Source organism: Psychrobacter sp. 1Y10, assembly GCF_052259005.1.
Lineage (GTDB): Bacteria > Pseudomonadota > Gammaproteobacteria > Pseudomonadales > Moraxellaceae > Psychrobacter > Psychrobacter saeujeotis.
Window position 1 is genome coordinate 202,288 of the sequence record NZ_JBQQES010000001.1, and the last position, 26,064, is coordinate 228,351.

22 protein-coding genes are annotated in these 26,064 nt (G+C 42.4%); 18 read left to right on the plus strand and 4 right to left on the minus strand.

The window, feature by feature from the left end:
* Positions 1–107 precede the first annotated feature (107 nt).
* The 9 genes from ACTXGH_RS00900 to ACTXGH_RS00940 all read left to right on the plus strand — a co-directional run bounded on the left by ACTXGH_RS00900 (position 108) and on the right by ACTXGH_RS00940 (position 9,559).
* A complete protein-coding gene (locus tag ACTXGH_RS00900; RefSeq protein WP_439261855.1) occupies positions 108–1,628 on the plus strand; it encodes a catalase in 1,521 nt (506 codons plus the stop codon).
* A gap of 248 nt (positions 1,629–1,876) precedes the next feature.
* Positions 1,877–3,895 (plus strand): molecular chaperone HtpG, encoded by a 2,019-nt coding sequence (gene htpG / locus ACTXGH_RS00905; RefSeq protein WP_439261854.1) that lies wholly within the window; start codon positions 1,877–1,879, stop codon positions 3,893–3,895.
* A 211-nt stretch (positions 3,896–4,106) separates the two neighbouring features.
* Positions 4,107–5,612 carry a C13 family peptidase gene (locus ACTXGH_RS00910; RefSeq protein ID WP_439295727.1) on the plus strand — a complete coding sequence of 502 codons (1,506 nt, stop codon included), beginning with the start codon at positions 4,107–4,109 and terminating at the stop codon, positions 5,610–5,612.
* Positions 5,613–5,828: 216 nt separating this feature from the next.
* Positions 5,829–6,719 (plus strand): S-formylglutathione hydrolase, encoded by an 891-nt coding sequence (fghA, locus tag ACTXGH_RS00915; protein WP_439261850.1) that lies wholly within the window; start codon positions 5,829–5,831, stop codon positions 6,717–6,719.
* A 376-nt stretch (positions 6,720–7,095) separates the two neighbouring features.
* Positions 7,096–7,344 (plus strand): TIGR03643 family protein, encoded by a 249-nt coding sequence (locus ACTXGH_RS00920; RefSeq protein ID WP_439262134.1) that lies wholly within the window; start codon positions 7,096–7,098, stop codon positions 7,342–7,344.
* A 196-nt stretch (positions 7,345–7,540) separates the two neighbouring features.
* The gene (gene rpe / locus ACTXGH_RS00925) at positions 7,541–8,233 is read left to right on the plus strand and encodes a ribulose-phosphate 3-epimerase (protein ID WP_439295726.1); all 693 of its coding nucleotides are present in this window, start codon (positions 7,541–7,543) and stop codon (positions 8,231–8,233) included.
* A gap of 51 nt (positions 8,234–8,284) precedes the next feature.
* Positions 8,285–8,635: a hypothetical protein gene (locus ACTXGH_RS00930; RefSeq protein ID WP_439261846.1), complete on the plus strand. Its 351-nt coding sequence runs from the start codon at positions 8,285–8,287 to the stop codon at positions 8,633–8,635.
* Between the two features lie 127 nt (positions 8,636–8,762).
* Entirely contained in the window at positions 8,763–9,074 is a 312-nt protein-coding gene (locus ACTXGH_RS00935; protein WP_299217542.1) for a hypothetical protein, read from the plus strand.
* A 173-nt stretch (positions 9,075–9,247) separates the two neighbouring features.
* The gene (locus ACTXGH_RS00940; RefSeq protein ID WP_439295725.1) at positions 9,248–9,559 is read left to right on the plus strand and encodes a hypothetical protein; all 312 of its coding nucleotides are present in this window, start codon (positions 9,248–9,250) and stop codon (positions 9,557–9,559) included.
* Positions 9,560–9,675: 116 nt separating this feature from the next.
* Here ACTXGH_RS00940 and rpmG read toward each other — a convergent pair whose 3' ends face one another.
* Together rpmG and rpmB are read right to left on the minus strand one after the other, a co-directional pair.
* Positions 9,676–9,831 carry a 50S ribosomal protein L33 gene (gene rpmG / locus ACTXGH_RS00945; RefSeq protein ID WP_010201403.1) on the minus strand — a complete coding sequence of 52 codons (156 nt, stop codon included), beginning with the start codon at positions 9,829–9,831 and terminating at the stop codon, positions 9,676–9,678.
* Positions 9,832–9,869: 38 nt separating this feature from the next.
* Positions 9,870–10,106 carry a 50S ribosomal protein L28 gene (gene rpmB / locus ACTXGH_RS00950; protein WP_075100488.1) on the minus strand — a complete coding sequence of 79 codons (237 nt, stop codon included), beginning with the start codon at positions 10,104–10,106 and terminating at the stop codon, positions 9,870–9,872.
* Between the two features lie 488 nt (positions 10,107–10,594).
* On the opposite strand from rpmB, the gene ACTXGH_RS00955 reads away from it, so the two are divergent.
* Both ACTXGH_RS00955 and purU read left to right on the plus strand, forming a co-directional pair.
* On the plus strand, positions 10,595–16,348 hold the full coding sequence (locus ACTXGH_RS00955) for a hypothetical protein (RefSeq protein WP_439295724.1): 5,754 nt from the start codon (positions 10,595–10,597) through the stop codon (positions 16,346–16,348).
* 196 nt (positions 16,349–16,544) lie between these two features.
* Positions 16,545–17,474, plus strand: a complete 930-nt coding sequence (gene purU / locus ACTXGH_RS00960) for a formyltetrahydrofolate deformylase (RefSeq protein WP_439261841.1) — start codon at positions 16,545–16,547, stop codon at positions 17,472–17,474.
* A gap of 50 nt (positions 17,475–17,524) precedes the next feature.
* On the opposite strand, the gene ACTXGH_RS00965 is transcribed toward purU, so the two are convergent.
* Entirely contained in the window at positions 17,525–18,289 is a 765-nt protein-coding gene (locus ACTXGH_RS00965; protein ID WP_439261839.1) for a cytochrome C assembly family protein, read from the minus strand.
* Positions 18,290–18,671: 382 nt separating this feature from the next.
* Here ACTXGH_RS00965 and ffh point away from each other — a divergent pair, with 382 nt between their 5' ends.
* From ffh to ACTXGH_RS01000, 7 genes are all read left to right on the plus strand, one after another.
* Entirely contained in the window at positions 18,672–20,219 is a 1,548-nt protein-coding gene (gene ffh, locus ACTXGH_RS00970; protein ID WP_439295723.1) for a signal recognition particle protein, read from the plus strand.
* Positions 20,220–20,682: 463 nt separating this feature from the next.
* The gene (gene tsaB, locus ACTXGH_RS00975) at positions 20,683–21,384 is read left to right on the plus strand and encodes a tRNA (adenosine(37)-N6)-threonylcarbamoyltransferase complex dimerization subunit type 1 TsaB (RefSeq protein WP_439261836.1); all 702 of its coding nucleotides are present in this window, start codon (positions 20,683–20,685) and stop codon (positions 21,382–21,384) included.
* A gap of 119 nt (positions 21,385–21,503) precedes the next feature.
* The gene (locus ACTXGH_RS00980; RefSeq protein ID WP_299217524.1) at positions 21,504–22,346 is read left to right on the plus strand and encodes an undecaprenyl-diphosphate phosphatase; all 843 of its coding nucleotides are present in this window, start codon (positions 21,504–21,506) and stop codon (positions 22,344–22,346) included.
* A gap of 49 nt (positions 22,347–22,395) precedes the next feature.
* The gene (locus ACTXGH_RS00985) at positions 22,396–23,292 is read left to right on the plus strand and encodes a class I SAM-dependent methyltransferase (protein WP_439261832.1); all 897 of its coding nucleotides are present in this window, start codon (positions 22,396–22,398) and stop codon (positions 23,290–23,292) included.
* A 76-nt stretch (positions 23,293–23,368) separates the two neighbouring features.
* Entirely contained in the window at positions 23,369–23,617 is a 249-nt protein-coding gene (locus ACTXGH_RS00990; RefSeq protein WP_439261830.1) for a hypothetical protein, read from the plus strand.
* 58 nt (positions 23,618–23,675) lie between these two features.
* Positions 23,676–24,593 (plus strand): 4-hydroxybenzoate octaprenyltransferase, encoded by a 918-nt coding sequence (gene ubiA / locus ACTXGH_RS00995; protein ID WP_439295722.1) that lies wholly within the window; start codon positions 23,676–23,678, stop codon positions 24,591–24,593.
* The gene (locus ACTXGH_RS01000; protein ID WP_439261826.1) at positions 24,586–25,254 is read left to right on the plus strand and encodes a DUF4112 domain-containing protein; all 669 of its coding nucleotides are present in this window, start codon (positions 24,586–24,588) and stop codon (positions 25,252–25,254) included. The genes ubiA and ACTXGH_RS01000 overlap by 8 nt, the downstream gene beginning before the upstream one ends.
* Before the next feature lie 102 nt (positions 25,255–25,356).
* On the opposite strand, the gene ACTXGH_RS01005 is transcribed toward ACTXGH_RS01000, so the two are convergent.
* Complete coding sequence (locus ACTXGH_RS01005; protein WP_439261824.1) at positions 25,357–25,992, minus strand: hypothetical protein; 636 nt, start codon at positions 25,990–25,992, stop codon at positions 25,357–25,359.
* Between the last annotated feature and the right edge of the window lie 72 nt (positions 25,993–26,064).

Below are 26,064 nucleotides of genomic sequence, written 5' to 3' on the forward strand. Positions count from 1 at the left end.
AAATCGGTTCTAATAGGAATTAGTAAGACAATAAGTCATATATAAGTCATATATAAGATGCAATGATGGATGTCAGTCTCTAATTTATTCCTTAAAGGAGCCCTACAATGAGCGATAAAAGATGCCCTTATGATCCTACCCAGCTCACCATGAGCAATGGTGCCCCAGTGGTAGATAACCAAAATAGTATGACCGCAGGTAAGCGTGGTCCATTACTGGCACAAGATTTATGGCTTAATGAAAAGCTGGCTGATCTCAATCGTGAGGTGATTCCAGAACGTCGTATGCACGCTAAAGGCTCTGGTGCGTTCGGTACTTTCACTGTTACCAACGATATTACTAAATATACTCGGGCCAAAGTTTTTAGCGAAGTTGGCAAGCAGACTGAGATGTTTGCGCGTTTTAGTACCGTTGCAGGTGAGCGCGGGGCAGCCGATGCTGAGCGTGATATTCGTGGCTTTGCGCTAAAGTTTTATACCGAAGAGGGTGTTTGGGATATGGTAGGTAACAATACCCCAGTATTCTTTGTCCGTGACCCGCGCAAGTTTGCAGATTTAAACAAAGCGGTAAAGCGCGACCCACGTACCAATATGCGTTCTGCGACCAATAATTGGGATTTTTGGACACTATTGCCCGAGTCTTTGCACCAAGTGACTATTACGATGAGTGATCGCGGCTTGCCAGCTTCGTATAGGCATATGCACGGCTTTGGCTCGCACACTTATAGCTTTATCAATCGTGATAATGAGCGCTTTTGGGTGAAGTTTCACTTTGTCACTCAGCAAGGTATCAAGAACTTAACCGATGCTGAGGCCGCTGATATCATCGCAAGCAACCGCGAAAGCCATCAAGAAGATTTGCTCAATGCTATCGATAACGGCGACTTTCCAAGATGGAAAATGTATGTGCAAATCATGCCAGAGGTAGAGGCGGATCAAGCGCCTTACCATCCTTTTGATTTGACTAAAGTATGGCCAAAAGGCGATTATCCACTAATAGAAGTGGGTGAGTTTGAATTAAATAAAAACTCTGCCAACTATTTTGCAGATGTAGAGCAAGCGGCTTTTGCACCTAATAATCTTGTACCAGGTATCAGCGCTTCACCAGATCGCATGCTACAAGCTCGCTTATTTAGCTACGCCGATGCTCAGCGCTATCGTTTGGGCGTCAATCACAAGCAAATTCCAGTGAACAAACCACGTTGTCCTGTGACAAGTAACCAGCGAGATGGCCAAGGCCGTGCCAATGACAACTATGGTAGCCTACCGCACTACGAGCCTAACAGCTTTAGACAGTGGCAAGATCAGCCTGACTATGCTGAACCACCACTCAAGATTGATGGTTATGCCAAGCATTACGATTTTCGTGAAGACGACAGCGACTACTTTAGTCAACCACGCGCATTGTTTAACCTCATGAATGATGAGAAAAAACAGATGTTGTTCGACAATACTGCAAGAGCAATGGGTGATGCTCTAGACTTTATTAAGTATCGGCACATTCGCAACTGTAACTGGTGTGATCCTGCTTATGGCGAAGGCGTGGCCAAGGCGCTGGGCATGACCGTCGAAGATGCGATGGCAGCGCGGGATACAGATCCTGCACGTCATCTGCCTAGTTGTCTATAGACTGCAAATTGTATGAATTTATCTAAAAGTACCGCCTTAGAAAACTAGGGCGGTTTTTTTACGACTAATAATTGTTTTTAGGTTATTTGAACTTGAAATTTTTGCCCATGCCCCTATTTGATTAATCAGCCTAGCAGTATTTACCGCGCAGTTTTGTGCATAAGTTGCGCTCATCTGCTGGTACTTGATGTTCTTGTGATTAATCTATGCTGGCTACAGCATTTTTGGTATAAATAATAGGAGTTTTTATGAGTGAGCAGGCCCAAGCGGATAATAAAAATACGGATAATCTTAATGCTAATAGCAGTACCGCTACTGAAAGTACCCCTGAATTAAAAAAACATACTTTTGAAGCAGAAGTGGCGCAGTTACTACATTTGGTGACCCATTCGCTGTATTCTAATGCCGACATCTTTGTGCGTGAACTGGTCTCAAACGCCTCTGATGCTTGTGATAAGTTGCGTTTTGAAGCAACCAATGATGACAGCCTTTATGAAGACGATGGGGAATTAAAAATCCGTATCGCAGTCGACACCGATGCTAAAACCATTACCTTTACTGATAACGGTATTGGTATGAATGAAACCGATGCCATCGAAAACTTAGGAACGATTGCCAAGTCGGGTACCAAAGCATTTTTAGATAAGCTGTCTGAGTCGCAAAAGCAAGATGGTCAATTGATCGGACAGTTCGGTGTTGGTTTTTACTCAGGCTTTATCGTGGCAGATAAGATTAGCGTTGAATCACGTAAAGCAGGTGAGCCTGCGGATAAAGGTGTGCGCTGGATATCAGACGGTACTGGTAGCTTTACCGTTGAGACAATCAACAAAGCACAGCGTGGCACTGCCATCACTTTGCACTTAAAAGAAGAATATAGCGCAGGCGAAGACAATTACCTTGATCGCGGTAAAATCAAGCGTTTGGTCAATAAATACTCAGATCATATCAGCTTGCCCATTCAGATGCGTAAAGAAGTTTGGCAAGAAGATGTCGCTGATGACAGTGACGATTCAGAAGAAAACAGCGCACCTGCTGGCGGTGAAATGGTACTTACTGATGAGTGGGAAACCATCAACAAGGCTAGTGCACTATGGACGCGCTCAGCATCTGAGATTGAAGATGATGAGTACGTCGATTTCTATAAGAACATCACCTATGACATGGATGAGCCACTAACTTGGACGCATAACCGCGTTGAAGGCCGTGTACAGTACACGCAACTGCTTTATATTCCCAAAAAAGCGCCGATGAATTTGTATACGCGTGAGCAGCAGCATGGTCTTAAGCTGTATGTCAAACGCGTCTTTATTATGGATGATGCTGAGCAGTTGCTACCGATGTACTTGCGTTTTGTGAAAGGGGTTATCGACTCAGCAGACCTACCATTGAACGTCAGCCGTGAGCTGCTACAAGAGTCGCGTGATGTAAAATCTATCCGTGATGGTAACGCGCGCCGAATCCTCACCATGCTCGCAAGCCTTGCCAATAGCGAAGATAATGACAAGCAAGAAAAGTTCGCCCAGTTCTATAGTGAGTTTGGCGATGTGATCAAAGAAGGTCTTGGCGAAGACATGGGTAACCAAGAGCGTATTGCTAAATTGCTGCGTTATGCAACCAGCACTGACGATAAGGTTGCGACCAGCTTTGAGGACTACAAAGCGCGTATGAAAGATGGACAAAAAGCCATCTACTATCTAACAGCCGACAATTTGTCTGCTGCAAAAAATAGCCCACAACTTGAGCTATTTAAGAAAAAAGGCATCGAAGTTATTTTGATGACCAGCCGCGTTGATGAATGGGCGATGAACTTCTTGACGCAGTTTGATGAAACACCATTGCAGAACATTGCAAAAGGTGCGGTAGATTTAGGCGACTTGCAGGACGATGAAGAAAAAGCAGAGGCTGAGAAGGCACAAGAAACCATGAAGCCAGTTGTCGATAAGTTAAAAACGACGCTTGGTGATCGAGCTAAGGATGTCAAAGTATCGACGCGTCTGGTCGATAGTCCAGCTTGTTTGGTCGTAGGTGAGGGTGAGTTGTCGCCACAAATGATTCAAATGCTGCAGCAAATGGGGCAGGAAGTACCAGAGAGCAAGCCCACGCTTGAGGTGAACCCTGAGCACCCGCTAATCAAAAAGCTTGAGAGCAGCGAGCAATTTGATGACCTTGCGCAAGTGATCTTTGATCAAGCGTTATTAGCAGATGGCGGTCAGCTTGAAGATCCAGCGGCTTATCTTAAACGCGTCAATGAGCTATTGATGAAATAATATCTATTAATTGAATTAAAAAAGGTCTTGGTTTCAAGGCCTTTTTTTGTTTGATTTTTAATTCAGTATTTTATAGGGTATTTTACAAATCATGCTTATCGTCTTAGCTGACAATCCGTTACAATCGCGATAGATTAGCAAGATAAACTATGAGGTTATGTTATCAATATGATGGTAACCATTTGTCTCGACTAGATAGAGGTCTAAGTCTTTGCCACTCTCGTCGCTAAAAACCGTTTCCCTTCAGCGCTTTTCACTCAACTTCGCTGCCAATATTATTGCTGCTCTTTGGATGTTGGTAGGGTCAACGCGTGCGTTTTCTTGGGTAAAGCCAACATTTATACAATTTGTGCTATTTGCCTTATTAGCGTTAGGCAGCAACGTTTTATTTTCTTGGTTGGCTGCTGAAGCTGGTAGTGTCTTTAATGAGCAAGGATTGGTCAGTTATCTAATTTGGCCTGCTATTATCTCTTTGGTCGGTATCGTTCTGGCGCGGCGTTCTGGTAATCATACCTTGGTGTTTGTACCAGTGGTGCTATGGTTGGTAGCTGACACATTATCTGCGCTGCTGCAGAGCATCGTACAGGTTTTGGGTAGTCATGGGTGGTTACCGGATTGGAGCTATTCTTTTCTACCGATATTGTTTTTAGTGTTGTTCTTGTGGCAAACATTAGCATTGTTATGGATATTTGCCCGAAGACAGCGTACCCCCTGGTGGGAGCGCATTACTATTTTATTGGGAGCGGTAGCATTACTAACCATTTGGCAGCGTAATGTCGCAGATCAACCTATTTTTAAGCAGATACCCATACAGCCTGTGTTAGAGGAGGCAGCACTGTATGAGCAGCCACGTCTATTACAACAAGCATTAACAAGTATTGATCCAAATGTAGCTGGCAAGAATGACTGGTACTTTATGGGAGTGGCAGGGTTCTCTGAGCAAAACGTTTTTCGTTCTGAAATAAATAAGGTGCGAGAATTGTTTGATGTGCGCTTTGGCACTAGTGGTCAATCATTGGCGCTCATCAACAATACTTATAGCTGGCTGGACGAGCCAGTCGCGACTAAGACTAGTATTTTACAGGGATTAAAAACAATCGGTCAGCAAATGGATGCTGACGAAGATGTTCTATTCATGGCGTTATCTTCACATGGTGACCAAGACTTTATTCATTTATCTAACCCGCCACTTGAGATGGATAATTTAGATGCTACGTGGCTACGAGAGGCGCTTGACGCTTCGGGTATTCGCTGGCGTGTGATTGTAGTGTCCGCTTGCTACTCTGGTTCGTTTATTGATGAGTTGGCTTCGCCAACTACCGTGATAATTACTGCCTCAGCTGCTGATAAGATGTCGTTTGGCTGTACCAATACGGCTGAGATGACCTACTTTGGTCAAGCATTTTTTGCAGAAAGTTTACGTGAAAACACCAGTTTTGCTGCAGCCTTTAAGGATGCGCGTCTACGTGTTAGCGAGCGCGAAAACTTTATGGGCTTTGAGTCATCAGACCCGCAAATGGTCGTCGGTAGTTTGATGGAGACAGCATTACCAGCGTTTGAAAAAGTATTGTTTGATAAAACGCGCTCCTCGGTAGAGCATCTTACTAATAATACGGAAGCCAGCGGCGCAATGCTTGAAGATACTATTAATAATAATGCCATCAATGATGATGCTATCAATAGTAATAAAAGCACTGCTATGTCCGGCGCAAAGTAATGAATAAGCGTCATTTTGTTTAAGTCATAGTAGCGATCTACTATGCTCGCCACTATTATCATCTTATGTGATCGCGCGTTTGATTTTGCTCACAATGACGTATCTTTCGTTTTACTTATCACTACGTCCGTCATTTCTGAAAATGTTATCATTGTCTTATTGGTTGACGCGATAAAGCATGATTTATTTTAAGTTCAATAAAAAAGGATAGTCATTATGAACAATTCTTATAACAACAGTTTATCTACTAATACTCAGCTCACACAAAAAAGCGTGAATCGCTGCTTTGATGGCGAACAGCATTATTACAGTCATCAATCGACAGCGACCAAAACGTCAATGACGTTTAGTATCTATTTGCCAGATGAGGCGCTAGCAGGAAAGGATTGTCCTGCCATCTTATATCTATCAGGTTTGACTTGTAATGCTGACAACGTCACTCATAAAGCGCATTTTCAACAAAGATGTAGCGAGCTTGGCATGATATTTATCGCGCCAGACACTTCTCCTAGAAGTAGCGAAGATGATGACGTGCCAAACGATGAGCGTTATTTTGTTGGTCAAGGCGCAAGCTATTATGTCGATGCAACTTGTGCGCCATGGGCTAAAAACTTTAACATGCAAAGTTATATCGTTGATGAGTTATATGATCTGCTTCGTTCTGAGTTTCCTATTAGCAGTATCGGTGTCACAGGCCATTCTATGGGTGGTCATGGCGCATTATTACTCGGTTTTAAATTTCCAAGTAAGTTTGTCAGTGTGTCGGCATTGTCTCCAGTAAGCGCGGCCAGTGAGTCAGCATGGGGGGAGGCCGCTTATACAGAATACTTTGGCGATGACAAAGCGCAGTGGACGCAAGCTGATGCAACGCAAACGATCAAAAGCGTCGGTCGTAAGTATTCAAGTCTCTTAGTTGACCAAGGTGCTGCTGATAACTTCTTAGCAGAAGGGCAGCTACAAACGCCTAAGCTACAAGAAGCTTGTGAAGAGGCCAAACAGCCGTTAACACTACGCTATCAAGCAGGTCACGATCACAGCTATTACTTTATCCAAACCGTAATCAATGATCATATTGAACATCATTGGCGCATGGCGCAGCTGAGTTAGTTACTTACTTACCTTTATCTCTAAATTTACTCTAAACTATTATTTATAAAGCAGTTTTTGTGACTGTACTGTAGATAGATGGCTTAGCGGATAGTTCAACCAAGCTCCATTATTGATGTAAAATAGAGCTTGGTTAAATAAATGCTTCATGCATAAAAGGTAAGAGTTTATGGTATATCATCAAGCGTCATCCATAGGTGAGCGCTTAAATAATCAGCAGCATGTTCAATCATCACTTGCTACTATGCAGGCTGACATAGATACAGCTTTACGAAAAAAACAAGCAACCAATAATAAGGCCAAAGACACGCTTAGATTAGATATTGTGAGCTCAGATCAGTTGCAGTCAAGATCAGATACTCTAGCGGTTGATAAAATACTGGATGCCGCGCAAATATCACGTGTGATAGAGATGGCATGGGAAGATAGAACGCCTTTTGGCGCTATAGAGCACACTTATGGACTTAGTGAAGCTAATGTTATCAAGTTGATGCGTCAACAGCTAAAACCCTCATCTTTTCGTTTATGGCGTCAACGTGTAACCGGTCGCGCCACTAAGCATGAAGCAAAACGATCTTTTGAAGTAGGCCGTGCCTATTGTAAAACCCAATACAAGCCACGATAGTAGTTTTAAGACAGCAATTTTAAAGTCATCAGTTTTAGAGGTATAGTTTTCAAAGCATAAGCTTTCAAGACATTATTTTTTAGAATAGAAAGTTTATCGGTTTATCTAGCATTAATAATGTTGAGGTAAGCCTTCTCGTTTTTATCAATTTACCAAACTTATCAATTCATCAAAACATTAACTAGGTAGCTCAATTATGATTAGCCCGTCTAAACAATATCTAATCGCCCCTTCAATACTATCTGCTGACTTTGCGCGTTTGGGCGAAGAAGTGGATACTGTCTTAAAAGCGGGAGCCGACGTCATACATTTTGATGTAATGGATAACCATTACGTACCGAACCTGACCTTTGGTAGTATGATTTGTAAGGCGTTGCGTGATTATGGTATTGATGCACCCATTGATGTACATCTGATGGTTAGCCCAGTCGATGGTATGATTGAGCAGTTCTTGGAGGCGGGCGCTAGCGTTATTACTTTTCATCCAGAAGCTAGTGGGCATATTGATCGCTCCTTGCAACTAATCAAAGATGGCGGCGCGAAATGTGGTTTGGTACTAAACCCGGCTACGCCACTGCATTATTTAGATTATGTGATGGATAAAGTCGACCAAATTTTACTGATGAGCGTCAATCCTGGATTTGGTGGGCAGTCGTTTATTGAAAGCACACTAGATAAGGTGCGCGAAGTCCGTCAGCGTATTGATGCGAGCGGCCGTGATATTAGATTAGAGGTCGATGGTGGTATTAAAGCGAGCAATATTCGTGCTATCGCTGAAGCTGGTGCGGATATGTTTGTGGCAGGTTCTGCTATCTTTAATCAAGATGATTATCAAGCTGCTATCACGGCCATGCGTCAAGAGTTGTCTTTAGTAAATAGCGCAAACTAGCCGTCATAAAGATACTGGTAAGAATATTTTTACCTCACATAAGGGTATATTATGGATAAGCCAACTTCACCAGTAACAAGCGATAAGAATTCGCCTGACAAGCAACAAAAACGCAGTTTAGTACCCAAAGGAATCACCATTGGCCTAGCAGTATTTTCGTTGATACTAAGCCTTGCTGGATATGGTTTTCGCTTAATGGTGGGGGATGATGTCGGAGACGTGTTACGCCATGCTGCGGTGATAGTCCCTGCTTTTGTAGTTGGTATTCCGTTACTTTTTTGGCTTGGCGCGCGTGTATTTAACAAGGTTAATGGTACTGACATTGCAGGCTGGAATGCGATAAGTCTAGGTTATCTGACTTCCTGTATTGCAATGTTATGGTTGATGGGTACTTATAGTTAGATTTCATACCATTTATAGGTTTTTATCATTGTTAAGTCATGATCTTAGGGCGGGTCCTCATTTTTAGCTTATCAGAGGTTCACTCGTTCAGATTGAGGATATACCCTAGTCTTGACTGGAATTTTATATGCAAATTATGCCCACCCGTATTGCGAATATTATTTACCCAAAAGATCTGCCCAACGTTTTGTTTACCAGTCTTATCATTGCTTGTCTATTATTAGGATTGGCGTCGTTAAGTCATGGTACAGGGTTGCAAGGCTGGTTACATGTTTTTGAGAGCTGGCTATTGATGCTCATCATTATACCTACTGCTACTGCCACCATTGCTTTACCTTTCAAATACCGTGATCCAGCGTTAGAGCTTAAACTAATGTATTACCTTGGTATGTTTGTCGCTTTGCTATTTACCTTAGCAAAGTTACGCTATTGGCGTTAATTACTAGGCTAGTATAATTTCTTTGAATGCTTGTTATTGCATAGGAGTTGCATTATTACCCTTGAATTATAGCGTCAAAGCGTCCATTGTATGAGTATGATACATTTACTCATATTGTCCTGAGACGAAAAACTCTATGCAACGATGAGACAGTATAATTGAGGACATATTAGATGCCATACGATATCGATAATGAGATAGAAGTAGACAACGACAACCAAGATAAGTTTGCAGGATTTGGTAAAGAAACGACTCTTGAATTGGTAGAAAGTGATGACGGCAGATTATTGTTACGTGATGCTGAGCAGGACGACACCCCATTGATGACGATTGATTTTTCGGACAAGCTCAAAGAGCTGCTCGGTAGTGATACTCAAGCGATCGGTCAGCATATGATTCATGCTGCAATTCAGGTCATCATGCAAAAACAGATGAGTCAATGGCATGCGCATGTCTATGATAAAGAACCCACGCATTATAGTTAATGTGCGATGAGTGAAACTATAGCAGTTTATTCATAAAAAGCTAAATTACAGACCATAAAAAAGGGTTTATCAATTGATAAACCCTTTTTTATGGTCAAATAATAAGGCAATCACTATTACTTGATTTTTGCTTCTTTAAAGATCACATGCTGACGTACTTTAGGATCAAACTTTTTGATCTCCATTTTGCCAGGCATTGTGCGCTTGTTTTTGGTGGTAGTGTAGTAATACCCAGTACCAGCAGTCGATACCAACTTGATTTTATCTCTCATGATAGCTTTCCTTTAGATGGTGGTGATAAGCGCGTGGCTTAAACTTTTTGACCTTGTGCGCGCAAATCTGCTAACACTTTATCAATACCAACTTTGTCGATGATGCGCATACCTTTGGTAGACACACGTAGACGAACAAAACGGTTTTCTGACTCTACCCAAAAACGATGGTTATGAAGGTTTGGTAGAAAGCGACGACGGGTTTTGTTGTTTGCGTGCGAAACATTATTACCCACCATAGGGCGCTTTCCAGTCACTTGGCAAACTCTAGACATGGCGAACTCCTAATCTATGCGGTATGAGGGATTCTCATACCAGTCTGGGCAAGTTGCGCGTATTTGCGGCATGGACACAGCAAGCAGCAGCTTTGCACCAAACAAAACTATATGAAGGTTGAGCTGGTTTTACTGTCATATAAAGGCAAATAACAGAGTGACCAATTCAGAAAATTTTAAAGCCGACATTTATACCATAAAATCAGTGAATACTCAAATTATTTTACGATAAACATCGTCTTATAGAAGCGTCATTATACCTTGAATTGACACTGCTATGTGATTGATTACTTAACTTATAGGTATAATTTTTAGTTGTAAGTTACAACAAAAGTCAGTAAGGTTACCGTTATAATTTTAATACATTATATATATAGAGTAAACAGAATGTAACTTTATCTATTTTTATTATGCATTTATAGATTGGGTACGATTCTTGCTTGTATTTTTGAACATATCATAGCTGATTCGGATTCGGAGTCCAAAACATGTCACATAGCTCGCTACCTTTTACTTCTAAGCTGTTTCAACTTACTTCTTTGACTTGTGCATTGGCATTAGCAGGTTGTGGTGGAGGGGGTGATGGTGACACAGTAGATTCTGTTGCACCTGCACCTGATTTAGGTATTGAGCAGCCAGGATCAGGTGGTAGTAACGGGGGTAATGGGAATAATGGTGGGGGCGAACAAGTTCCAGATACTGAACCTGATTTCTTTTTGCAAAAGCTTACTACCTTACCATCCATTATTGAGCTATCGGATGAAGAAACTCTCTTTACTGTTACTGTTAAAGCCGTTGAGAAAAACTCTGGTGGAGCAATGGTTGGCAAAGCAGTTACTTTAAAAGTAAATGACTCTGAAACCAACGGCATTACTATCGAAGGTCAGAGTACTCAAGCTACCGATAATGACGGTAATGCTGTATATACGCTCAAGCTCAATCCGCAAGCAGTTGATGACAAAGACGAACTGATAAATAAAGGCTTTACTTTATTGGCTACTGCTGAGAAAGCAGATGGTACAGCTGTTGCACCGCAAGAGTTGAAGGTTTCAGTAAGCAAAGAAGGCAGTGGCGATGGTACACAAGTCACTGAAAGTAAGCTTGAAATCACCTCTTCATTAAGCACAATTTCAGTTTCTAATAATACTCTAAACCCTTATGGAGATAATGCCCAGCTGACTGTCATTGCTAAAAACAACAATGGTGCTCGTGTTCAAGATGTAAAAGTTGGACTCGGTATTGATAGTATTAAGGGTATATCTATCGTAGGGGGTAATGGTAAAGTTACTGATGCTAATGGCATGGCAACCTTTAATATTAAAATAGAAGAGAATATTTGGACAGATGAAGATGCGGATAAGCTTGAGGCATTGCAAGAAGAGCTTACTGCATTGCTCGAAGGTGAAGGAATTGCATATGCTATCAGTATCCAAGAGCAAAATGGTGCTACCAAACAAGATACAGGCTATTTACCTATAGCGTTGCCTGTATCTGACTATGAGTTAAGCATGACCAATAGCGCAGAGCCACTTAGTGCTTATGGTGATACACAACAGCTGACTTTTACTGCTAAGCCAAAAAATAGTAGCGTATCAACCAATATTAACGGCGCTAAAGTCACTGTCAAGCTTAATGATGCACCTAATGGTGTGAATCTGGCAACCAATCAGCTGACTTTAGATGATAAAGGTCAAGCGACTGTTGCGTTGACGATAGCACCTAACCTTAAGGAGTCTATACGAAAAATGCTCGCTGAAGATGGCATCAGCTATACAGTGACATTGTCGGAACCCAATCGTTCAATCACTCCTAAAACATTTAAAAGTTCAGTTGAAATACCAGTTGCAAAGAACGTAGTGAGTTTTGAAGGAAGTGACAAAAAACAAATCTCAAGCTCTGGTGGTAGTGCAGTGATTAGTTTTAGAGTCAATAGTAAAAATGGAGGAGCAGTAGCCAATCAATTGGTTTCAGCGACTCTACCAACGGCTTTGACTAGTAAAGGCTTATTGACTATTGACGGTAGTGCTGAACAAGCTACTAATGATAAGGGTATTGTAAGCTATATAGTGCGTGTACCTTCAGGACTGAATGAAGCACAAAAATTATCATTAGAAAAAGCGGCAAGCTTTGTCTTAAGTATCAACGCTGTGGAAGATTCTGGCGTTAGCAGTACGGCAAGTAGTAAAAGCATTACTATTGGCTCGGACATTGGACAAAGTGATATAACATTGACAGCCAAAAGCGTACCAGCGATCGTTAGCGTCTTAGATGAGCAGTTTAAGCTACAGGTTATTGGTAAACGTAAAGATGGTAGCGCTGCAAATGCTCGCTCAGTAAAGCTAATTATCAATAAAGGCGCAGGCGTAACTATCGTTGGTAATCAGCAGGATACTAACGATGCTGGCGTAGCGACATTCACGGTCAAAATTGACCAAAGCTTGACAGCCGCTCAGCGTGACCAATTGATAAAGTCTGGCATCAGTTATACTGCTGTCTTAACTGATGAAGATGGTACTCAAGCCAAAATTACTCAGGCCATCAAGGTTGAACAACCAGACACCAGTATTGAGTTTGACACTATCATAACTCCAACAATCAGTGAGCTCGGTGGTAGCGGCAACATTAATGTTAGGCTGACGGCTAAAGGTAAAGCACAGGCCGTTGCAAACCAAAAAGTTGATATTCAACTAGGCGCTAAAGCACAAACTTATGGCGTTACTATTGCTCAAGAGACAGCGACTACAGATTTCAACGGTGATGCAACTTTCGTCGTTCAGATACCAGACAATCTAACTGCCGAGCAGCGCGCTGATCTCAAAAGCGTAGGAATTAATTATCAGCTATCTTACGTTGAAAATAATATTACTTATAAGTCTGAAATACAAAAAGTTAATATCGTTACTCCTACCGTTTCTCTAAACATTTTGAATGCAACGAATAATATTGATAACCAAGCAGGCTATATTCTTAATAATGCTGGTAGTGTTGCTAAAATACAGGCACAGCTCAATAATCAATCATCAGGCGAACAAGTAGCCAATCAACCAGTCAAACTTACCCTCGACGATAAGTCGTTGGCAAGTTTATTAACCATCAATAATCAAACTGGCTCATCAAATATTGTTGCTAATACAGATAACAATGGCTTGGTTGATTTTAATGTTGTGGTAGGAGGCGGATTAACAGATGCAGAAAAAGAGGCGCTTAGCAAAACAGTATTAACTGCTACCTTAACAGAAACATTAACTGGAAAGCAGCAGCAGGTCAAAATTAAAGTACAATCTATGACCGCCGCTATCTCTTTACTAGGCAGTGCATTAAAACCACTTAATTTAAATGGCGGTGAGAGTCAGATTGAGGTTATTGCAAAGGATAGTAAAGGCAATATTGTAGATGGACAAAAAGTATTCCTTGCTCTTCCAGCCTCTATTGTTCGTCAAGGAGTTGCTTTGGTCTCTGGTGGTAACCAGACCACTGACAACTCAGGCAAAGCGACATTTAGCATTGCTGTACCCAACGACTTAACCACTGAGCAAAAGGCGGCTATTGGTAGTAGCTTCGTCGTGGGATTATCAGCTGCTGACTCTAGTAGTAATATCGCTACGCAAACCGTTACCGTTAACACCGTTACACCAACGGGTACCAAAGAGAGCTTGAGCATTGGTGCAAACAAAGTAGTTAACACTCAAGGGGATACGTTCAAAGTATTTGTACGCGTGACTGATAAAAAAGGTAGTATCGCAGGACGTGAAGTGCGCTTAAATGTCGATGATCCTATTAAGACTGGCGTGAACATTGCTAATGGCAAAGCCACGACTAACAACGATGGCGTCGCTAGTTTTGATCTTACACTCACAGACGGTGCTAGCGTGAATCAAGCTATTTTAGAAGAAGCTGGTATTCGCTTAACTGCCAAGACAACAACTGTTGAAAATGTTGAGTTGGAGCAAAACTACATTGTAGCTGTAGATTCTACTAGTATTGATAGCTATCAAATTCTAGTTTCTTCTGACAAACCTACTTTAAACACTGGTGGCGATCAAACTAACGCCACTTTCCGCGTAACCGATAGCAGTGGTGGCATCTTGGTAGGGGTGCCAGTTCAATTAAATATAGAAAACTTAGCAGCTAGCGGGGCCGCTCTATCTACGCCAAGCATGGTAACTACTGATGCTAGTGGCTTGATAAATGTTGGTGTGTTACTAACGGCCAATAATGTCAATGCACGCCTTAATCATAGTGTCGTGATTAACGCCAAAATCGTCACGCCGCAATATGACGAGGATGGTAATGTTAGTATGCAAGTGCGTGAGGAGAAGTCGTTAAGCTTATCAGCAGTTGGCACAGAGATTACGCTTGCTGCGACAGAAGCCAATTTAAAAGATGATGCTTCTACTACTATTACAACCACATTAGTGGATGGTGCGGGACGTACTATTGCCAATGCTGGTATGGAGTTAGTCGACGCGAACGGTGATGTTATCCACTCTAGTGCGACTGCTATTAGCAATGCAAATGGTCAAGCAGTATTTAATATTAACGAAGCTGATTTGAGCTTTGATAGCAATGGTAACTTACGTGTATTTGCTCGCGCTATTGGTGAGGAACGTGTCAATATTCAGCGCAGTATCAGCAGTATTGATTTGGTTAAAGTCTCACAGGCAGGTATCAGCTTTATCGATATTACAGATGTCTACGATGTCAATAAAGCCCATACCATTAAGGTTCAAATACGTCGTGATACAGATGCTCAAGCAGCGGAGTTAATTGGTAAGCAAGTCGAGGTGCAAACCACACTAGGTAAGTTTGCTAGTGGTAGTGCTGTTAGCAATAATGTCATCGTTACCAAAACTATTGCTGCCAATGACATAAGTGGCAATATTATTACGATACCTGTTACCTTAACGTCAGAGCTTGCTGGTATTACGGTACTACAAGCAACTGTACTGGGTGAAAATGTTAATGGTCAGCCTAAGTATCAAACTACCGTCGATACACGCTTCCGTGCCACTACACCTGCGAAAATGCTGTTCCAAGCAGTAAAATCCGTTATTACGCCAGGTGGTAGTACTGAAATTGTTGCTACGGTGAAGGACAAAAACGATGTTCCTGTAGAGGGCCAAACGGTCGTGTTTAGTCGTGCGGCAGATTCATCAGCAGGACGTTTGTCAGCTGCTACGGCAGTGACAAATAGCAGAGGTGAGGCACGAGTGGTTTATCAAGCCAATGCTAGCTCACCGATTGGTGGTGTGATTATCAATGCACGCTTGTTACAAGACAATGCAAGTATTGGTAGTAAGACCACCAACATTACCGTTTCAAAAGAAGCGGTCTATACCACGTTAGCCTTTAGTAATGTAGTTTCTTCTGATACGATTTATTATACGAAACGTGTTTCAATTTCAGTGATGGACGGTTCGGGACGTGCTGTGCCTAATCAGGAAGTGTCAATTAAGTCTTACGCTACTGAATATGCACAAGGTGTATATTGTCTGTTAGATAGTACAACTACTTATCAAGCTGCTGATATCGAGGAATTAGACGAAAATGGTAAGGTGATTCAGGTTACAACACCAGAGCCTCAAACGTACTCTGAAAAAACACCAGTACCGTTAAAGTCTGATTGGTATCCTACGGAAGATGCTAACTACAATTACACGCTAGATCAAGATTCTGACCCTATATTAAATGAAGATAAAAATTTTAGTGGTAAGCTTGAAGCTATTAATCCAGTCACTATTCTTGGTAGCACTGTTTCAGAAGATGGTTACTCATTTATCACAGATGATGAAGGTCGCGCTGACTTTGATATTCGCTACCCACTACGCTATTCGAACTGGGTAAAAGTACGCTTTGATGCTTCAACCTTTGTCAATGGTAGTGAAAACACACAAAGCATTAACTACCAACTACCAACTTCAGTAGATGACCTAATAATAAATGGTTCTACCTTAATAACTCCTTGGATTAACAATGCAAGTCCGTTTGGTACGGGTGGTGCTACATGTACCAATAGCTTGAGTGTGACGATAAATGAGAATATACCGCGTACAAGAGTAACTTTATCTCCATATTCGCCAAATTACAACGTAACAATTAATGGTGAGCAATCAGGTAATCAGCCAAATGCAGGGTTTGATACATATATAATAGATTTCAATAAAGCGTTTGAACTTGGTTCAACTGTAACTGTAAATAACAACGGTTTTGGTTTTTCTAAAGTTATCAAAATTGAGCAATGATTTACAATATTTACTTATATCATTGATATTTAATACGTACCCCCAACCTCGCGTTGGGGGTTTTTACATTCATAATCTCAATAACGAAATACATTCAGCAAAAAGTGGTAAAAACAATTAGAATAGTGAATTTGCTACGCTCTTAGTGGTTATTAAAATACAAAAAGCAATTATTCTATTTTAGGTTGGGTGCTCTATGTCAGATACTGAAACGACGACTTCATCAAGTGCTTTATCGCACGCTGTGTCTAATGCATCATTCCCTCTCGATGCTATTGATACCGCTACATTATTGATTAAGTGCCGCGATCAAGCAGGCATTGTACAGGCAGTATCAGAATTCATTCATCGCTATGGCGGCAATATTATCTCCCTTGACCAATACTCTACCGCTCATGAAGGCGGGCAATACTTTATGCGTCTGGAGTTTGCATTAGCAGGTTTAAGTGAGATTATTGAAAACTTTGAGGCCAGCTTTGCACATACTGTTGCCAAGCGCCACAACATGACTTGGCGTCTACATGACAATGCAATTAAGACGAAAGTCGGTATCTTGGTATCGAAGTTTGATCATGCATTATTAGATTTGTTATGGCGTCATCAGCGAGGTTTGCTCGATTGTCAGATTACCTCGATAGTGAGTAACCATCCTGACTTGCGCCAAGCGGTCGAAAACTTCGGTATACCGTTTCATCATGTACCAGTGACTAAAGATAATAAGGTAGAGGCAGAAGAGCAGATTCATACATTGATGGCAGGTAATGATTTGTTAGTATTGGCGCGTTATATGCAGATATTATCATCTGACTTTATCGAACGCTGGCCGATGCAGGTTATCAATATTCATCATTCGTTTTTGCCCGCATTTGTGGGGGCTGACCCATATCGTCAGGCTTATGAAAAAGGCGTTAAGCTGATTGGAGCGACTGCGCATTATGTCACTGCGGAGCTTGATCAAGGACCCATTATTGAGCAAGATGTGCACCGTGTGACTCATCGCCAAAGTGTGATAGAGTTACGTGCTATTGGCCGTGATATTGAACGCAATGTATTGGCTCGCGCTGTAAATTGGCATGTGCAAAACCGAGTTATAGTGACAGGTAATAAAACAGTGGTTTTTAATTAAAAAAGATTGTCGGTAATTGGTGATTAAATAGTTTTGATAAAGAGAGTGTTTTATAACACCAGCTCTAAAACAAACTTGCTACCAACGAAGCCCACTGCTAATAAGATAAAAGCATAAAAGGTAATGTTAGCCGCTCGCTTGCCACGCCAGCCTGCGCGCCAATGACCTATCAATAGTACGCCAAACAATATCCATGACAGCAAGCTAAAGACTGTTTTATGTACAATGTGCTGTGCCATTAAATCTTGTACGTAGATAAAGCCAATGCCTAGCGCAATGCTTAGTATGATAAAGCCTACCAATATCATATCGAACAATAGGCTTTCCATGCTTTGTAGAGGCGGTAGTTTGTTCACCCAAAAGCGATGAATGGTGTGGTGTTTAAGTTCACGGATCTGCAGACGTAAAAATAGCGCTTGTAGGGCAGCCATTAGCAGGACACAATAGGCGGCCAGTGACAATAAAATATGTGCTTCAAGTCCGATGCTTACATCAGTTAACGGTTGATAGGGTGCGCGGCCAACATAGCCTATCGTCATGCCGATAAGTGCCGACGGCGCCGCTAAAATACCGAGACTAAGAATAGGGCGATACAGGCAAAAGAGTACGTAAAAGAATAAGAAAAATAGACTGATGAGACTGATTATATTAAATAGGTTAAAATTTAATCCATATAACGTAACGACATACGGGTACAATAGCGCGGCATGGGCAAGCATACCAACGGTTAATAAACCTAGGCTTAAACCCTTATGTATAAGGTGATTTTTTGTCAGTGCCCAACTGATATGGATACTGACCAATATATAAGCCATACTGGCAACGATAAACACAAGGTGCACTGGTAAAAAACCTCATCCCATAATGAGCGCAAAATCGCCGCTCAATTTATTGCTAAAGTGGTATTATTAGAATAATCGTTCAATTTATCATAAAATGAAGGCTAATTGAGAATCATCTTCATTATTCTTTATGACTATTAAGGCAGTTGTTACCAAACCTACAAATGCTAAAAGCGTAAATTATACGCTAGTATCAATAAGTGGTGGTTTTTGGATAAATTGTACACAAATTAAGTGAGTAGTATTCCAAACTATTTTATTTAGTCCCTCATTAATAAAGTGCTTTTTGGCTGTATATATTTTGATAAAAAGCCTTTTGATAAAAATATTTTAACTGTTTAACTGAGAGTTATTTATGTTTGATACCTTAACAGAACGTCTGTCGTCAAGCCTACGCAATATCGTTGGCACAGGACAACTGACTGAAGACAACATTAAAGACACCTTGCGCGAAGTGCGCATGGCACTGTTAGAGGCTGACGTCGCCTTGCCAGTAACCCGTGATTTTGTCAAACGCGTCAAAGAGCAAGCGCTCGGAGCGGAAGTACTCAAAGAGCTAGCACCAGGACAAGCCTTTGTAAAGATTGTCCATGATGAGCTGACCGAGATGATGGGCAGCGCTAATCAGCAGCTTGAGATGACAGGTAAACCGCCTGTAGTCTACTTGCTGGCAGGTTTGCAAGGTGCAGGTAAAACCACTACTGCAGGTAAATTAGCCAAATATCTACAAGAGCGCCAAAAGAAAAAAGTCATGTTAGTCTCAGCGGACGTATATCGTCCAGCAGCGATCAAACAGCTTGAGCAGGTCGCCGGTCAAGTAAATGCCAAGTTTGTCAATTCAAGCATTGATGAAAACCCTATTGATATTGCTAAGCGCGCCATTGAAGAAGCCAAGATCCAGTATCAAGACATCTTAATCATCGATACGGCTGGTCGTTTGCACATTGACGACACTATGATGGATGAGATTAAGGCGCTGACGGCGGCGGTTAATCCATCTGAGACCTTGTTTGTGGTCGATGCGATGACGGGTCAAGATGCGGCCAATACTGCCAAAGCCTTTAACGACGCATTGCCATTAACTGGTGTGGTCCTCACCAAGACCGACGGTGATGCACGTGGCGGTGCTGCACTTTCTGTCCGTGCGATTACAGGTAAACCGATTAAGTTCTTAGGTCGCGGCGAAAAACTAGACGCATTAGAGCTTTTTCATCCTGAGCGTATAGCCCAGCGTATCCTTGGTATGGGTGACGTACTAAGTTTGGTTGAAGAAGTCGAGCAAAAAATCGACCGCGACAAAGCCGAAAAAATGGCGAAAAAGATGCAAAAGGGCGGTGATTTCGACCTTGAGGATCTACTGACTCAGTTTCAACAAATGAAAAATATGGGCGGTATGTCGGGCTTTCTTGATAAGATGCCTGGTATGGGTGGATCAGACATGCAAAAGGCAGTCGAAGACGCTAAGCCTGAGGAAAAGGTACGTGAAATGGAAGCGTTGATTAATTCTATGACGCCATTTGAACGTAAAAATCCAGATAAGATCAATCCAAGCCGTAAGCGCCGTATCGCCGCAGGCTCTGGCCGTGAGATTCAAGACGTCAACCGTTTGCTAAAGCAACATAAACAAATGGCAAAAATGATGAAAATGATCTCAAAGCCTGAAGGTATCAGTAAGATGATGAAGTCGATGCAAGGATTAATGGGCGGTGGCGGCGGAGCTGGGGGCGGTGGTCCTCTATTTGGCGGTGGCGGTCAGCAGGGCGGTCCCAAAGATGTGAACCCGCAACAAATGGCGAAGCAAATGGGCCTTGATCCCAATAATATGCCTAGCACCGAAGAGATGCAAAAACAGATGCAAGAGCTGCAAAACCAGACGCCTAAGAATTTTAAAAAGCGTTTTTAATAGACCAGTGACAAGTTTCTGTTATTGTAAGTTTTCTTTTTGATGAAAACCCAAAGCTAAGGCAGTTTTGGGTTTTTTTTATGAAAACTGTAGGCAAATTTTTTGATGAATAAAGTATGAAAAACGTAGAAAGTCATAAAATGGCTTATTCTAAATGCTATGATAGGCCCAATTTTATTTGGGTGTTTTTGATATAGTCGTCCAAAGTGAAATTGTTATAAGTTTAAACGTGCTACTGGTATAAATTTTACTTGCGTACTGTTGTCTCAGAGGTGGCGCAAAATTCATCCCAGCAGCGCTAATCTATTCTTAGATCTAATCGATTATAGTTGATTTTTTATAGAAGTAGTATAAGTTTAAACTGTTATAAAGCAACCGAGTGTAGAGGTAATACTGCAAACGAGACGCTATAATATCTTATAGCGGACTGACTATAGTGCCAAAAGTATAAACCGAGGTTACAATGTTTTTAGCAATGGATACCGTGTTTGATCAATGTTCGATCGCCATCTTAGATGCGAGTGGGCAAGTGCTGTCGAGCCATACAGAGACGGGTAAACGTCAGCAGACCCAGCAAATCTTGCCGATGATTGATGCAGCGCTGTCTGAGTCAAATCTCAATCTTGCTGACCTACAAGCATTAATCTTTAACCGTGGCCCTGGTGCATTCAGCGGTATTCGAATTAATACTGCAGTGGTACAAGCATTATCTGTGGCACATGATTTGCCTTGTGTAGGTGTGTCTAGCTTACAAGCCATAGCCCAGTGTGCGTATCAGCAGTACGGCGTGACGCACGTATATAGTGCCCTCGACGCACGTATGCAACAAGTCTATTTTGGCCAATATAAAATAGAAGAAACAGAGCAATACCCCGTTGCCATAATGCAGCCGGTGTCAGTCGATAATAGCGATAGTACTGAGCGGTTGCTGGATTATGACAGTCAGACAGCGCTTAATCTTGCTATCGTTGGTAATGGTGCACCGCTCTTAACACTGTATGATGGACAAGTATGTCATGATGATGTCTGGCCTACTGCAGTGGTGATTGGTCAATTAGGTATTGCTCAATTTATGAGTACTGGCGGTACAGAGGCTGCGCAAGCGCTACCAGAGTATCTGCGCAATCAGGCATGGAAAACCTTAAAAGAGCAAGGTAAAGCATAGCTTTTAATATATTCATTTAAGAGAATGCATATAGATGGGCAATAGTAGCTATGTGTAACTTATTATAAAAGCAACGACAATATAGGACGGCCAATAGGTCTGTTTTTAGGAAAATAATTGTGGATATACTCTTGTTAATTCAAGCTGTCATTATGGGTATCGTTGAAGGCATTACTGAATTCTTACCCATTTCTAGCACGGGTTATTTAATTCTATCTGCCGATTTAATGAATTTTTGGACTAAAGATAAAGTCGATTTGTTTGTGGTGGTGGTACAGCTTGGTGCTATTTTGGCAGTCATTTATGACTATTGGGGTAGGCTGTGGCAAGCGTTGATGGGTCTGCTGACGGGCAAAGCTGACGGTATGAGTAACCCAAGACAGCTGGGGCTGAGCTTGATTGTCGCTACTGTTCCTGTGATGCTTGTAGGCTTTACTTTTGCTGATGAGATCAAAACCTACTTATTTAATCCTATTACTGTTGCTATCATGCTCATCATCGGTGGTCTGCTGATATTTTATGTTGAAAAACGTCCCAAAACGATCATTGCTCGTGAGGCCGAAGACGTCAGTCTAAAGACAGCGTTGATGATTGGTTTGTTTCAGTGTCTGGCGCTGATACCAGGTACATCACGTTCAGGTGCGACTATCATTGGTGCGCTCTGGCTTGGCGTTTCACGTAAAGCTTCAGCAGAATTTTCATTCTTTTTGGGGATTCCGGTCATCGTTGGTGCCGCATTACTAGATTTGCTTAAGCATGGCGATGTGTTGACCAGTAGCGAAGATTGGCTGGTGTTAGGCGTAGGCACAGTAGTATCTTTTATTGTAGCGCTACTTTGTATTCGCTGGCTTGTCGCTTGGGTAAGCCGCCGTGACTTTACGATTTTTGCATGGTTACGTATTATTACTGGGGTGGTAGTATTGTTGGCGTCTTGGTTGTTTGGTTATCAAATGGCAGGTTAAACATGCACTATGATTTATGGTCTTATCAATCGTTAAGAGAAGGGCAGTCATGAGCGCGTCGCTACCAGCAGCTAACAATCTTAGTGCGCAAAGTCATTGCCAACTGCTTTATGTCAGCGAGCATCAGCAAGCCCAGATTGAGCGCCTGCACGTCCTGATAGAACAGCATCAACTCCCCATCAGCCTAATGACTAAATTGTTTGCCGAAAAGCTCAATCAAAAACGTCGCAAGCAATTAAGTCAAATGTCCACTTTACCCATTTTATTATTGGATGAAAAAGACAAGCTGTCGTGGTTGAGTGATGGATTGAGCGTTACCCCAGAATGGGATAAATTGCAGCGCCGTGTGGTAAGCGCTGGACGTAAGTCTGAGCTGTTGCTGCAAGCGGCTAAAGTTACATCGGACAGCCGCGTTATCGATGCAACAGCAGGCTTTGGTCACGACAGCTTGATATTGGCCAGCACCGGTGCTCAAGTCACTATGCTTGAGCAGCAACCTTTAATGGCGTTGCTACTACTAGTAGAGCAGCAGCGTATGAATGCACTACCGAATTGGCAAAAGCTGATGAGCCGTCTGCAAATCATCAATACCGATGCGCTAAGTTATTTTACGCAGTCAAATGCAGAGATGACAGCCGCCAGTCAACAGTCAATTGACGTTGTATATTTGGATCCGATGTTTCCAGAAGACAGCTATCAAGATAGTAAGACGGGCAAAGGCGCCAAAGTCGGCAAGCATATGCAAGCCTTACACCAATTGGCTCGTCCGCCGACAATGGACGAAGAGTGCCAACTGCTACAAAGTGCGCAAGCTATCGTCAGAAATAGCGACAAACAAGGCCGCGTGGTGGTAAAACGGCCACAGCTTGCGCCGCCACTTGCCAATCAACAACCAAGTGAAAGTTGGCATAATGAAGCGGTACGTTTTGATGGTTATTTTGTTTGATATCTAGGCAATCCAGTTTTAGAACGTTACCGTGCTGCTGGAATATATTTAGGACTCATGGATTTAGGAGCAAGGAATGTCGACGTTAATCATATGGGTGATGGGGGCAGGGTTGTTATTGATAAATATCATACTGCGTACTCGGATTCTCCGGCTTGAAGCGTCTCTTAAAGCACTAAGAGGCTCACAAGAGTATTTAACTTATCTGCATAAGCAAGCTCAAACAACGCAAAATAATAAAGTGGCAGCCATCAAGGCGCTGCGTAAAAAATACCCTGAGCTATCATTGATTGAAGCCAATAAATTATGGCAGCAAGTCCAGTAATCTTAACCAAAAACATAAGTCGCATACATAACTTTTTATTGATGATAATTAAAATACCATGACATTTTCAGACAAACTACACGCCTATTTGCAGCTGACACGCTTTGATAAGCCAGTCGGTATAGAGCTGCTACTTTGGCCCACACTTTGGGGCGTGATGCTGGCTGCTATGGGCCATGCGCAGCAGCAAGGGGCAACGGCAGGTCTGCCCAGCCTAAAGGTATTTATATTATTTGCACTGGGCGCGATTTTTATGCGGGCGGCAGGTTGTGCGATTAATGACTTTGCCGATCGTAAAGTCGATGGTCATGTCAGTCGTACTAAAGGTCGCCCTTTAGCAGATGGACGTTTATCTGCTAAAGAGGCCATTGCTGCATTTTTAGTGTTGGTATTATTGAGTGCCAGTCTATTGTTTTTCTTGCCCATCGAAGTATTTTATTGGTCTTTAGGAGCAGTCATACTGGCCTTTATTTACCCGTTTATGAAACGTTTTACGCACTTACCGCAAGTGTTTTTGGCTGCAGCGTTTGGCTGGGCGATACCAATGGTGTATGTAGCGGTGCAAGGTGCGCCTGACATTTGGTGCTGGTTGTTGTTTATAGCTTATATGTGTTGGACGGTGGCTTATGATACCCAGTATGCCATGGCGGATCGTGAGGATGATTTAAAGATTGGAGTCAAGTCTACGGCAATACTCTTTGGCCGCTATGATGTCGTTATCATCTCGTTACTGCAAATGTTGTTTTTGCTCATTATGGGCGTGGTAATGTGGCATTATTTTGCGCCGACATCGCTGGGCATCACTCCAGTATTTGGACTAGCGTTGGTCGCAATGATGTTTGCTAAGCAAAACAGCGCCTGTGCCACTCGTCATGCGATGTCTTGCTTTCAGGCATTTTTAGCCAATATATGGGTCGGGCGCTACGTCTTTGCGCTTATCGCAATTGCTTGTTTATGGACGACTTTTAATGGATAAATTCAAGAAGCTCTCAAAGTCAAAAGCGAGAAAGCGGGTTGACCTCAATGGTCCAAGCGTCGATTATCAGGCAAAGCTGGCTGAGCATGGTTTGACTCGCGAGCAAGTCATTGCTACCGAACGTAAATTGGCGAAGTTTGCCAACACTATGGATTCGCTCGTGCGTGTGCCGTTTACTAAGCAAGGGATGGGCGCTGATGCGGCGCTTTCGACCATTCCGCTAGCAGGAGATTTGGCGGGACTCGCGTTGACCAGCTATGCTTTTATATTAGGTCGTCAGCTAGGCGTCCCAGCACATAAGATGACGCCAGCAGTCAGACTGGCGCTAATTGATATGGTGGTTGGCATTGTACCTGGTATTGGGACGCTGCTGGATATCTTTATACGTCCTAGTCGTAAGACCTTGGGCATCGTACATCAGCACCTACAAGATGAGTATGGCATCACTGAAACCATGCATATGGATCGGCCATTTTTACATCAATCATTAGAAGACAAGCAGCGGCAAAGTCGCTTTTGGCGCAATCCTATCGTGGCTTGGCTCTATCTGCATATACCTGACATATTAGGGCTAGTCGTTTTGATATTTGTTGTTTGGGGATTGTGGGCCGTGATGAGCTGGCTGGTCGCTATGTTTGGTAAAACAACGGGTTTTGGCTAAAAGAAAGCAATAAAAAGGCGGCACACGATAGTAACGTGTGCCGCCTTTTTATTGCTTAAAATATTATTTTTAAGAGGCTTAAGCTATGTGTCTTTTCACAATTTACTCAGTGACGACTTCAGCATCAGCGCTGATAGCATCGAAGCTTGTGACATTATTGTTTTTAATAAGGTCGATGCTACCACCACCTGCGTGAGTGACCAGCTGCATATGACCATCTGTAGAACGATAAGTTGGATTATTGCCTTGGCCTTCGGGTGCGCTGAGCATCATAGTCGGTTTGTTAGGCAAAGTGACAAGGGCATTGAGTACGCCTGCTGCTGAGGTCTCAAAGACGACGGATAACGTTTCACCTGCCGCGTTTTTGTAAATGACATCAGTGATTTGTGCGCCTTTAATAGCTTGTTCTGGATTAGGAGTCAGGTCTGCTGTATTTGGTTCTACTTCTACGGTTTCGATATCGTTTTCAAGCTCGTTTACGCTAACATCGTTCTTTGACTTTTCGGTGGAATCAACCGAGTTTTGAGAGCTGTCTATAGGTGCACTATTGTCATTGCTATCACTGTCATTATTAACAGACGTAGTTTGAACGGTGGTCGTTTCAGCTTGTGGCTCATTAGCTGCTTCAGGTTCTGGTGTCTTTTGGCAAGCAGTCAGTATCAGCCCACTAAAAAGAAAGGCGGGAAAAACACGCAAGTAGGACTTGGATTTTAGTGACGCTATAGCAAGGGCTTTCATAGTAAGGTTATTATTCCATTAAAAGGGTTTATTTGAGCATAGTGAGCTGTCATCTGCTGTTGGATAACAACA